This is a genomic window from Paenibacillus sp. FSL R7-0302, assembly GCF_038006885.1.
In the GTDB taxonomy this organism is placed as follows: Bacteria; Bacillota; Bacilli; order Paenibacillales; family Paenibacillaceae; genus Paenibacillus_AQ.
The window spans coordinates 1,179,788-1,191,617 of record NZ_JBBOWB010000002.1; the positions used below are offsets into that span (position 1 = coordinate 1,179,788).

At 55.0% G+C, this 11,830-nt stretch carries 8 protein-coding genes; 5 read left to right on the forward strand and 3 right to left on the reverse strand.

What is annotated here, in order from left to right; translation table 11 throughout:
• Positions 1-68 precede the first annotated feature (68 nt).
• The 5 genes from MKY96_RS30980 (at position 69) to MKY96_RS31000 (ending at position 8,750) form a co-directional block, all read left to right on the forward strand.
• The gene (locus MKY96_RS30980) at positions 69-1,475 is read left to right on the forward strand and encodes a DNA-binding protein (protein ID WP_340946445.1); all 1,407 of its coding nucleotides are present in this window, start codon (positions 69-71) and stop codon (positions 1,473-1,475) included.
• Between the two features lie 439 nt (positions 1,476-1,914).
• On the forward strand, positions 1,915-2,301 hold the full coding sequence (locus tag MKY96_RS30985) for a MarR family winged helix-turn-helix transcriptional regulator (protein WP_340946446.1): 387 nt from the start codon (positions 1,915-1,917) through the stop codon (positions 2,299-2,301).
• Entirely contained in the window at positions 2,294-4,054 is a 1,761-nt protein-coding gene (locus tag MKY96_RS30990) for an ABC transporter ATP-binding protein (protein ID WP_340946448.1), read from the forward strand. The genes MKY96_RS30985 and MKY96_RS30990 overlap by 8 nt, the downstream gene beginning before the upstream one ends.
• On the forward strand, positions 4,051-5,949 hold the full coding sequence (locus MKY96_RS30995; protein ID WP_340946450.1) for an ABC transporter ATP-binding protein: 1,899 nt from the start codon (positions 4,051-4,053) through the stop codon (positions 5,947-5,949). Before MKY96_RS30990 ends, MKY96_RS30995 begins: the two co-directional genes overlap by 4 nt.
• 572 nt (positions 5,950-6,521) lie before the next feature.
• Positions 6,522-8,750 carry an MMPL family transporter gene (locus tag MKY96_RS31000; RefSeq protein ID WP_340946452.1) on the forward strand — a complete coding sequence of 743 codons (2,229 nt, stop codon included), beginning with the start codon at positions 6,522-6,524 and terminating at the stop codon, positions 8,748-8,750.
• A gap of 152 nt (positions 8,751-8,902) precedes the next feature.
• Here the strand turns inward: MKY96_RS31000 and MKY96_RS31005 are convergent, their stop codons facing one another.
• The 3 genes from MKY96_RS31005 to MKY96_RS31015 form a co-directional block, all read right to left on the reverse strand.
• The gene (locus tag MKY96_RS31005) at positions 8,903-9,223 is read right to left on the reverse strand and encodes an antibiotic biosynthesis monooxygenase (protein ID WP_340946453.1); all 321 of its coding nucleotides are present in this window, start codon (positions 9,221-9,223) and stop codon (positions 8,903-8,905) included.
• Positions 9,224-9,265: 42 nt separating this feature from the next.
• The gene (locus MKY96_RS31010) at positions 9,266-9,985 is read right to left on the reverse strand and encodes a 3-ketoacyl-ACP reductase (RefSeq protein ID WP_340946454.1); all 720 of its coding nucleotides are present in this window, start codon (positions 9,983-9,985) and stop codon (positions 9,266-9,268) included.
• A gap of 175 nt (positions 9,986-10,160) precedes the next feature.
• Positions 10,161-11,714, reverse strand: coding sequence for an FAD-dependent oxidoreductase (locus tag MKY96_RS31015; RefSeq protein WP_340946456.1), 1,554 nt, complete (start codon positions 11,712-11,714; stop codon positions 10,161-10,163).
• Positions 11,715-11,830 lie beyond the last annotated feature (116 nt).

Consider the following 11,830-nt stretch of genomic DNA (forward strand, 5'->3'; position numbering starts at 1 on the left):
TTCATAGTGTTGTCCTATAATGGCAATTAATAGAAGGATAACCTGAATGATGGATAGGGAGGTGCCGGGTGGAGGCGAAGCTGACTACATTACGTACGGAAATCGAGAAGAGTCTGTCCCGCTCGGGCCATAATCTTGCCTCATTTGCCAAAGTCTCCGGCCTGAACCGCGGCAGTCTCAGCGCCATTCTTCACGGCAATCCGCCGAAGCCCATCTCGCTGGGACAGCTCGATGCCATGATCCGGGCCTTCGGCTTCCCGGAAGGCTGGCTGTATCCGCTGTATGTGGATGAGTGCTTCAGTGAAGAGCGGATCTCCCGCCGCCGTATCGAGCCCTTCCTGGTTAAATGTGCCGAGATGGGCAAGCAGCAATGCATTGAAGAGGTCTTAAGGCGGATTATGGAATATCAGCGGCCGCTGGATATCATCTACAGGGTGGCAGAGAGGCTATTCTGCAGCGGCAAAGTACAGGAGTCCATCGTATTCTACAAGCTGATTGTAGACCATGAACAAGACAGCTATTCCGAGCGTATGGCGATTAGCCAGTACCGTATCTTCATGTCCTTGCAGTCTACTCCGGATGTGGATATGGAGCAGAAGCTGCGCGCCGTCATCAGCTTCGAGCCGTACCGCGGGCTGCTTCCCGAGGAGATGCAGCTGGACGGGCTGCTGAAGCTGGCGAAGGTATGCTTCGCGCTGCACCGCTGGAAGGATGTGGAGAAATTCTCCGATGAGCTGAGGGCGTTAGCAAGCGGAATCTACCGCGAGGAGCTGCGCCGCAGCAAGGCGAGGAGAGGGGAGCCCTTTCAGGCGGAACGCCCGCTGGTGGTCTATTACGGGCACGGTTATCTGCTGAAGGCTTCCGCGCTTACGAAGCAGGGGGAATATGAGCAGGCCAAGAAATATACCGCCGGCTATGCGGACCTGGGATGGTTCGAGATGCTGGATGACGAGGGGCGCAGCAGTGTGGACAGCTTCAAGCTGTTTGCCACGGCCAACGGGTTCACGCTGGAGATTCTGATGGGCAACATCTCTGTATTGCCGTCCTATATCGCGTTCTTGTCCGAGCATCCCGGCGAGATTCTGTCCGGCATGGTGATCATTATGGAGTCGGCCAACCGCTTCGGGTTCTCCGCTGATGCGGTGATGTCGCGCTTTTCCCGGGAGATGCTGCGCTTCGAACAATTCCAGGATACGATCAATGTAGACCGGGTGTACCGTCTCTATTATCAGATTGCGATCTATCATATCTCCCGCCAGCAGTATGCCAAGGGAATAGACTATATCATTCATTGCCTGCGTCTGACCATCAGACTGAACAGCGGCAAGGACTTCATTAACTGTGTAACCTTATTTGAACTGAACAGAGACTATGCCTCGGATACCCAGCAGAATGCATACCGGGAGCTCATCAGGGAGGTGAGAGCGCATGAAGAGATCACTGTTGATGACGGTCAGCGTTTTGGTATTGTTTAGCTTCATCCTTGCGGGTATAGGAACAGATCAGAAGTCCAAGACAAGAGGGCTAACTGCTGTTGAACACGGAGTGGAATTCTAAAGCGGATTAGAGCAGTTAATTGTATAGCTAAGAGAGACTCCCCGGCCCTTTGTGTCGCGGGAGCGTTTGCGCGTGATAATGTGAAAAAAGTTACAAGACTCTGCCGAATGATGTTCTCCATTCTGTAAATATTAAGAGCGCATTCAAGAATTGACAAAGTGCGAGCACGAAAATATAATTAGGTAGCCTAATTAATATAGAGTTTAATTATTTGTAGACCTAACTAAAAATGGAGGTGGAAGCATTGGGATAAATCGCGAAGGTGAAAACTCAGTCGGACACAAGCTTTTCTCTGCACTCCGGAAGCTGCGCAAAGGGCATTGGCATCACTCGGTGGAGGGGCATAAGCCAAGTGAGATGACTTTATTGATATGTATTGCACGGGCGTCGCATGCTTCAGATCTGGGGCTTAAGGTGTCGGAGATCAGCCGCTTCCTGGGACTGACTCCGCCAACAGTAACCCAGCTGATTAACAGTCTTGAAGCCAAGCAGATGGTAGAACGGCAGGCTGATCCGTCTGACCGGAGGGTAGTGCGCATCAAGTTGACCGAACAGGGGAAAATTATTACCCGCAGGGCCAGGGACCATATGGACGCCACACTGAACAAGATGGTGGAGTACTTAGGTGAGGAAGAATCTGATCAACTGGCGGAACTGCTGCTGAAAGTCTATGCCTTTATGGAGGATAATCCTCCGCCTAATCTAGACCGGTTACAAATGAACGGAGATGAGAAGCATGATTAAATTAATGAAACAACTGAAGCCCTTCCGCTTGGCTATCGCAGGGGTACTGATTCTGGTATTCCTGCAGTCCATGGGCGATCTGTATCTTCCCACCTTGATGAGTAACATTATCGACAAAGGGATTGTGGAGGGTGACCAGCCGTATATCTGGAGAATTGGCGGCTTCATGCTGCTGGTGGCGGCCGGAGGTGTGCTATGCTCTATTATTGCCAGCTATCTGTCAGCCAGAGTGGCGGCAGGCTTCGGAAAGAATACCCGTTCACGGGTGTTCAATCATGTGGAGAACTTTACGCTTCATGAATTCGACAAGCTGGGCACGGCCTCATTGATTACACGTACCACTAATGATATTACACAGGTTCAGACGGTACTGACTATGATGCTCCGCATGATGGTCGGTGCTCCGATGATGATGATCGGCGGGATTATTATGGCGGTGTCGGAGGACGCCAAGCTCTCGCTGATCTTTGTAGTGGTGATTCCGCTGCTGGTCGGAGCGATATTTTTCATCGGAATGAAGGGTCTGCCGCTGTTCAAGGCGATCCAGATCAAGCTGGACAAATTAAATCTGGTGCTGCGCGAGCATCTGACCGGTATCCGCGTCATCCGCTCCTTCAACCGGATTGAGCATGAGAACAGACGGTTCAGTGCGGCCAACGCAGATCTTACAGATACTGCAATCAAAGTCAATAAGGTGATGGCGGGCCTGATGCCGCTGATGATGATCGTCATGAACTTCTCGATGATTGCCATTCTGTATTACGGCGGAATCCGCATTGGCGACGGGGATCTGAAGGTTGGCTCCCTGATGGCATTCATTCAGTATGCGATGCAGATTATGTTCTCGCTGATCATGGTGTCGATGATGTTCGTGCTGATTCCAAGAGCTTCTGCCTCAGCGCTGCGCATTAATGAAGTGCTGGATATGCAGCCAGAGATTAAGGACCCTACCTCTGCAGAACTGAAGACTACGGCTACAGCTACACAGGAGGACGGCCGTGACGGATTGCACGGGTATGTGGAGTTCGACAATGTATCCTTCGCTTATCCGGGTGCAGAGCAGGCAGCCTTGTCGGGAATTACCTTCAGTGCGCGCCCCGGTGAGATTACCGCCATTATCGGCGGAACCGGGTCAGGCAAGTCCACGCTGCTGAACATGATTCCGAGATTCTATGATGCCATAGAAGGTACGGTAAGTGTGGACGGTGTGGATGTGCGCCAGATGACGCAGGAGGAATTGCGGAGCAAGATTGGTTATATTCCGCAAAAAGCCGTGCTGTTCACCGGTACCATCAACGAGAATATCCGGTACGGCAAAGAGGATGCAACCGAGGAGGAGATTCTTCATGCCGCCAAGGTGGCACAGGCCTATGACTTTGTCACGGCGATGAAGGAAGGCTTCGATTCAAGCATCTCCCAGGGGGGCGGTAACGTCTCCGGCGGCCAGAAGCAGCGTCTGTCGATAGCCCGTGCCCTCGTCCGCAAGCCGGAGGTATATCTGTTCGATGACAGCTTCTCCGCGCTGGACTTCAAGACCGATGCCAAGCTGCGTGCCGCGCTCAAGGAGGAGACTACGGAATCTACGGTCCTTATCGTCGCACAGCGGGTAAGCACGGTAATGGATGCAGACCGGATTATCGTACTGGATGAAGGTCAAATTGTCGGTATGGGTACGCACCGCGAGCTGCTGGACAACAATGAGGTGTACCGCGAGATTGTATCCTCGCAGCTGTCAGAGGAGGAAATAGCATGAGTGAGCAGAACAAAGCAATGAAGCCGCCCGCCCGCAGACACGGCGGATTCGGCCCCGGCCCGGGCGGACCCGGCATGGGTATGCCTCCCGAGAAGGCGAAGGATTTCAAGGGCACCCTGCGCCGCCTGGTCCGGTATTTGCGCCCGCGCCAGGTACAGCTGATTATCGTATTCGTAACGGCGATTGCCAGTACCGTATTCAGTATTTTCAGCCCTAAGGTGATGGGTAAGGCAACGACCAAGCTGTTCGAAGGCGCTTATGGCAAGATGATGGGCGTGCCCGGGGCTGAGATTGATTTTGGCTATGTGAATGATATTCTGATCCTGCTGGCAGGCCTGTATCTGTTCAGCGCGCTGTTCAGTTATATCCAGCAGTATGTCATGGCCGGTGTGGCGCAGAAGGTTGTCTACGATATGCGCGAGCAGATCAACAGCAAGCTGGAGCGGCTGCCGCTGAAATACTTTGATTCCCGGACCCACGGGGAGACGCTCAGCCGGGCGACCAATGATGTGGACAACATCAGCACCACTCTGCAGCAGAGCTTGACCCAGCTGATCACCTCCATTGTGACGATTGTCGGGGTTATTGTGATGATGCTGACGATCAGCCCGTGGCTGACCCTGATTACGATCGTAACGCTGCCGCTGAGCTTCGTGGTGATTATGCTGATCACCAAGCGCTCCCAGACCTATTTCGTCGGACAGCAGAAATCGCTGGGCCAGCTGAATGGTCATGTGGAGGAGATGTATACCGGGCACCGGATCATCAAGGCTTTTGGACGGGAGAAGAATTCCCTGAAGGACTTCAATGCCATCAATGAGGAGCTGTATAACTCCGGCTGGCGCTCCCAGTTCATCTCCGGGATTATTATGCCGCTGATGATGTTCATCGGGAACCTGGGGTATGTGCTGGTCTGTGTGGTCGGCGGGATCTTCGTGACCAAAAAAGCGATCGACGTCGGTGACATCCAGGCATTCATCCAGTATTCGCGCCAGTTCACCATGCCGATTACGCAGACTGCCAATATTGCCAACATCATTCAGTCCACCATCGCTTCGGCAGAACGTGTATTTGAACTGCTGGATGAGGAAGAGGAAGTCCCTGAAGTGGCGGCTACACTGGCGAAACGTTCAGCAGCTGCAGAAGAGGGCTCTGTGGAATTCCGTCACGTGCAGTTCGGATACAAGCCGGGTGAACTCCTGATTGAAGACATGAACATCGAGGTCAGTCCGGGACAGACCATTGCGATTGTAGGGCCAACCGGGGCCGGCAAAACCACGCTGATCAACCTGCTCATGCGCTTCTATGAGATCAGCGGCGGGGAGATTGTGATCGACGGTGTGAATATCACCGATATGAAGCGCAGCGAGCTGCGTAGCAAATTCGGTATGGTGCTTCAGGATACCTGGCTGTTCAACGGGACCATCCGCGATAATATCGCTTACGGCCGGGAAGGGGCTTCGGAGGCTGATGTGGTGCGGGCAGCCAAGGCTGCGCATGCCGATCACTTCATCCGTACGCTGCCGCTCGGGTATGACACGATTCTGAATGAAGAGGCCTCGAACATCTCCCAGGGTCAAAAGCAGCTGCTGACCATCGCCCGGGCGATTCTGGCCGATCCGTCCATCCTTATTCTGGATGAAGCAACCAGCAGCGTAGATACGCGGACAGAGGTGCAGATCCAGAAGGCGATGAACACGCTGATGCACGGCAGAACCAGCTTCGTGATCGCCCACCGCCTGTCCACCATCAAGGATGCCGATCTGATCCTGGTGATGAACCAGGGCAGCGTCATTGAGAAGGGCACCCATGTGGAACTGCTGGAAGCGGGCGGCTTCTATGCCGATCTCTATAACAGCCAGTTCTCCGGGGATGACCTGCCGGATGCAGGCTGATCTCTGATCTGAATGGAATAGTTACCTGAATATAACCGGCTGTAGGTCACAGCCAGGCATCACCTAGCGTTCATGCAGAGCGTCTTCGGACATTCTCTGTATGAACGCTTTTTTGCAACTCATCCAAAAGCCCAGCCTTTTCCTGCATAAAATACAACTTTCCCCGCGTCCAATTGGCCTTAATCTTAAATTGTTGTACAGAAGGCAGCATTCCTCCTCCATCCATAGGCTGCCAATGAAAATTCCTGCATTTCGTGCAGCAATCCTCCAAATATCAGGTTATCTGTAAGCGAAAGTTGCAATAACTGCAAGATTTCCGTGTGCAGGTTCAAGTCATAGTCTTTAGACGCCTGTGTATTATATAGTATTTTCCAGATTATACTAGAAAAAGAGTCCGGGACCCCCCTGCGTCCACGGCATAAGTTCAGGAATTCCAGGGGCACAGCGGCAGTGATCACTCTAGTTTTTCAACATTTCAGAAAAAAGATTTGCTTAAAATTTTCGGGGTATATATGATAAGGATATCAAAATGACCCGCGGCTCATTTTTTGGGCGGACGGATAGGAGAGAGGATGAAAGGTATGTCGGGCTACGGAAAATGGGTAGCAGGGAGCAAGACCAAATGGATTACTCTGCTGGTGTGGGTTGCACTGGTCGGGGTGCTTACGATGCTATGGCCTTCAGTGAATTCACAGGTTGCTAACAATGCCTCCAATCTGCCTGAGGATTCACAATCGGTGCGGGCATCGGTCGTTGCCGAGAGAGAATTTCCGGCCGGAAGCGGAGTGCCGGCACTGCTCGTCTGGCATCGTGACGGAGGCATCCCGGAGGAGGATCTCGTACATATAACAGCAGTATACAGCAAGCTGGAGCAGCAGCCTCTTATGCATCAGAACTTCGTTCCGCCGCTGGGCAAGCTGCCGCCGCAGGCGCTGCAGGCGTCCTTGTCGGAGGACCGGAGCACGCTCGTTACCCCGGTGCTGTTCGACAAGACGGCGGACAGCGACCAGCTGGGAGAGTCGCTGAAGAGCCTGAAGGAGCTGGTGCGGACGGAGACGGGGACTGACCCGTCTGCCGCCAAGCCGGACAGCGGAGACTTGAGCCTGCGCGTATCCGGCCCGGTCGGAATCTCGGTAGATGCTACAGGGCTGTTCAAGAATGCCGATGTGTCGCTGCTGATTGCCACCGTCATTCTGGTGCTGGTCTTCCTGCTGCTGATCTACCGTTCGCCGATTCTGGCGCTGATTCCGCTGGTCGCTGTAGGCTTCGCTTATGGCGTAACCAGCCCGGTGCTTGGCCTGATGGCCAGGGAAGGCTGGATTACAGTGGATTCGCAGGCAGTCTCGATAATGACGGTGCTGCTCTTCGGGGCAGGGACAGACTATTGCCTGTTCCTGATCTCGCGCTTCCGTCAGATGCTGAAGGTGGAGGAGAATAAGGGGCGCGCACTGCTGAGCGCCATTTCCCACTCCTCCGGGGCGATTGCGATGAGCGGCTTCACCGTGGTACTGGCCCTCTTCGCTCTGCTGCTGGCCAAATACGGCGCGTACCACCGGTTTGCAGTGCCGTTCAGCGTCTCGATTCTGATTATGGGGGTAGCCAGTCTGACCCTGGTTCCGGCCTTGCTGGCGATCTTCGGACGGACCTCCTTCTTCCCGTTCGTGCCGCGCACGCCGCAGATGGAAGCAGAGCGGGCCAAGGCCAAGGGCAGACCGGTCCCGCAGCCGCAGCCTGCCCGCCGTAAGGGAATCGGGTACCTGGTGGTATCCCGCCCGTGGGCCATTGTCGGAATTACTGTAATACTTCTGGGAGTGCTGGCCTCATTCTCCAGCGGAATTAAGTTCACCTATGATATTCTGTCGTCGTTCCCGAAGACTATGGAGTCGCGGGAAGGCTTCGACCTGATCGGCAAGCAATTCTCCCCCGGTGAGCTGGCACCCGCCAAGCTGATGGTCGATACGGAAGGGTTATCCGGCGGAGAAGACCTGAAATCGGTGCTGAGCAGCCTGTCCTACGTGGATGTGGTCTCAGACCCGCAGCAAGGGGCCGTTAACCCGAAGATTACCGCCTATGATATTGAGTTCAAGGACAATCCGTATTCGATTGAGGCGATGGACCACATCCCGGCACTTCAGGCTACGGTTGAGTCGGCCCTGACGGAATCAGGGATTGAGAACGCGCAGGATAAGGTATGGATTAGCGGCCAGACCGCTACCCAGCACGATACCAAGGAGCTTGGGGAACGTGACACCGATCTGATCATCCCGGTTGTTATCGGCCTGATTACGGTGCTGCTGCTGGTCTATCTCAGATCTGTCGTAGCCACAGTATATCTGGTGGGGACAGTAATTCTATCGTTCTTCTCGGCACTGGGCCTGGGCTGGATCATCATTCATTATGTGCTTGGAGCAGATGCGATTCAAGGGTCCATTCCGCTATATTCCTTCGTCTTCCTGGTAGCGCTCGGGGAGGATTACAACATCTTCATGATCTCGAATATCTGGAAAAAGCGTAAGCATATGCCGCTGAAGCAGGCGATTGCAGAAGGTGTGAATGAGACCGGCTCGGTCATTACCTCCGCCGGACTTATCCTGGCCGGTACATTCGCCGTTCTGGCAAGTCTTCCGATTCAGGTACTGGTCCAGTTCGGCATCATCACTGCGATCGGTGTCCTGCTGGATACCTTCGTGGTCCGTCCGTTCCTGGTCCCGGCTATCACTGTTCTCTTCGGCCGTCTGGCCTTCTGGCCCGGCAAGCATCAGGAGATAAGCGAAGCCTCTGCTTCGGATACACAGCGGTAAGAAGTGGTTAGTTCAGCAATTTTCTGAAAAAACAACAAAGAAATCGCCCTTTCAGGTAAATGGAAGATCCATCAACCATCCCGAAAGGAGCGATTTTTTTGCTTTTGCCAGCAAATCTCTATTAAAGGGAGAAGCGCTTCTTTTGATCGGAGCTATTCAGCCTGAACGTCCGGAGTGCGGCTGTGCACCAGCTCGTACTTGTCGAGCGAGGAGCCGACAATGGCTTCGTTCCGGCCGGCACCGCGGTGCGAGTCGCGGAAGGCGGGGCTTGAGGTCCAGCCGTTCAGCGCTTCCTCATTCTCCCAGACGGTGCTGATCTTCAGCTCCTCTACGCCTTCCTTGGGAGCGCCGCGCCACACCTCCATGCGGATGAAGCCGGGGATGCTCTGCACCCCGTTATCTGCGCTGAACCGTGAGGCCAGCGCTTCACCATGCCCTTCCTTGATCTTAATCGTATTAGTAACTACCAGCATGCCAAGTCCTCCTTGTAGAGCTTTGCGTAATTTCCGCCTCCATTATTGCGGATTGGTGGTCCAGATGCCTGCCGTCTTCAGGAAGACACGGTCAGGCAGCTTAAGCGCAGCGAGCGTCAGCTCGGCAACGTCCTCCGGCTGCATCATCCGGTCCTCGTCCCCGATCTTAAGACCCGCGCCGGTAGCGAGGCCTGTATTCACTGTGCTTGGGGTCAGCGCCACGACACGGATATTATGCTTGCGTACCTCCATCGCCAGTGACTCCGTCATGCCCATAAGAGCAAACTTGGAAGCACAGTAGGCCGAGCCTGTGGCGAAGCCGCGTTCCCCTGCGGTGGAGGAGATGTTGATGATATTGCCGCTTGAACGCTCGATCATCGCAGGCAGTGCTGCACGGGTCACATAATAGGCGCCGAACAGGTTAATCTGCATATGCCGTTCCCAGTCTGCCGGGTCCATCTCCAGGAACGTGCCGAACTGGGCGATCCCGGCGTTGTTAATAAGCGCGTCGAAGGGGCCGAGGTCCTTCTGCAGCGCTACTACCGCCCGCTCTGCTTCTTCACGTACTGCAATATCGGCTACGGCGATACTGACCTTGATGTCGTACACCTCGGTCAGCGCCGCCTTCAGCGCCTCCAGATCCGCCGAGGTTCTGGAGATCAGCCCCAGGTTGGCGCCTTCCTTAGCCAGCGCCATAGCGAGCGCCTTGCCGATTCCCTTGCCTGCACCTGTAATGACAATACTGGTTCCTCTCAAATCCATAACCTGTCGTCACGCTCCTTATATATAGAATGATGGGTAATTCTAGAAGATACTGTCTATTATACCTGAGCGGCCGGGCACAATCACGCCGGAGCCGCAGCTCCGGCAGTGCAGGCCGCCAGTCCCCCGGTACCACTTGTGCCGCTAATGTCCCGCAGCGCCCGGTCATCCCGCTTTAGCCTTCCGGCGTGATCGTCTTAAGCGGCACGGTCGCCGGACCTTCAAGCACATCGCCTTCGTAGGAGAAGCGGGAGCCGTGACACGGGCAATCCCAGGAGCGCTCGGCGTCATTCCACTCGCATTCACAGCCCAGATGAGTGCAGGTTCTGTCAACGAGATGCAATTGGCCCTCAGGGTCGCGGTAGGCACCTACGCGTTTGCCGTCATGGAAGACGACTGCACCCTGATCCGGCTCCAGATCCTTCGTCTTGGTGTGTACAATCTCCACTTTGCCGGCCACCAGCTCCTTGGCGACCGAGAAGTTCTGCACGATGAAGTTCTTGATCGCGGGCACCGCCTTGAAGCGTGAGGGATCATATAACCCGGTGTAGGGGTTACTGCTTCCCAGAATGCCGTCTGCGATCAGGCGGGCAGCCACGGTTCCGTTCGTCATGCCCCATTTCCCGAAGCCAGTGGCGATATAGATTTCCTCGTCCCCGGCGCGCTTGCCGATGTAAGGAACCCGGTCCAGTGTGAGCAGATCCTGGGTGGACCAGCGGAACGGAATACTGCGGATGCCCAGCAGCTCCCCGGCGAACCGCTCCAGATTCTCATAATGGCCGAACGTACAAATGCCTTGACCCGTCTTGTGGTTCTCCCCGCCGGCGATGACCAGCTTTCGGTCTCCCCATTCCACTGCCCGCAGCGAACGGGTAGGTTCACCGGCACTCAGATACATGCCGCCCTCATAATCCGTCTCCGGCTCGAACGCCAGACAGTAGGAGCGTTCCGCATGCAGCCGCGAGAAGTAGAGAGACCCGCCGTCATAGAAGGGGAAGTGGGAAGCCGACACGGCATGGCGGCAGCGGATCTGGAGCTTCTCTCCCTCGGTATGCAGGGTTATCTGTCCGTCCGTATCGACCTTCTCTCCGATCATCGTGTGCTCAAATACAGTGCCGCCCCTGTCCAGAACCGCCTGCAGCAGTCCCTTTAGGTACTCCAGCGGGTGAAAACGGGCCTGATCCGGCATCCGGATGGCCCCGCCCGCGCCCAGCGGCAGGGGCACCTGATCCAGCCACTCTCCGGGCAGTCCCAGCTTGCCATAAGCCTCGAATTCCTTATTCAGCGCCTTCAGCGTCTTCTCGTCACCTTGATCCGCATACAGGTAGGCCGCTTCCCGCTTCATCCCGCAGGACAGGTCCAGCTCCTCCGCTGTGGCAATCATCCACTCCATGGCCTCGCTGTTCGACTGATAATACATCCGGGCCTGCTCCTCGCCGAAATGCTTCAGCAGATCATTATAGATCATGCCGTGCTGGGCGGAGATTTTGGCGCTGGTATAGCCGGTAGTCCCGCCGAGAATCTGTCCGGCTTCAAGCAGGGTGACCTTATATCCGGCCTTGGACAGCAGATAAGCGGTAGTAATCCCGGTAATTCCTGCCCCTACAATAGCTACGTCTGTGACATGATCTTCCGCAAGCACCGGAAAAGACGGCAGACCTGTACTGCCTATCCATAACGATTCCGGAAATTGCGGAAGACCTTGCGAACGGGGTTCCTGTGTGCTCATAGTCTAGTCCCTCCTAAGTGATGATCCATTTCATTTATTACCACTCTTCCGTGAAAAGAAACGCCCCGCTCCCCCGGCAGGTGCATGAAAACCGCCAGAAAGTGCCAACCTAAGAA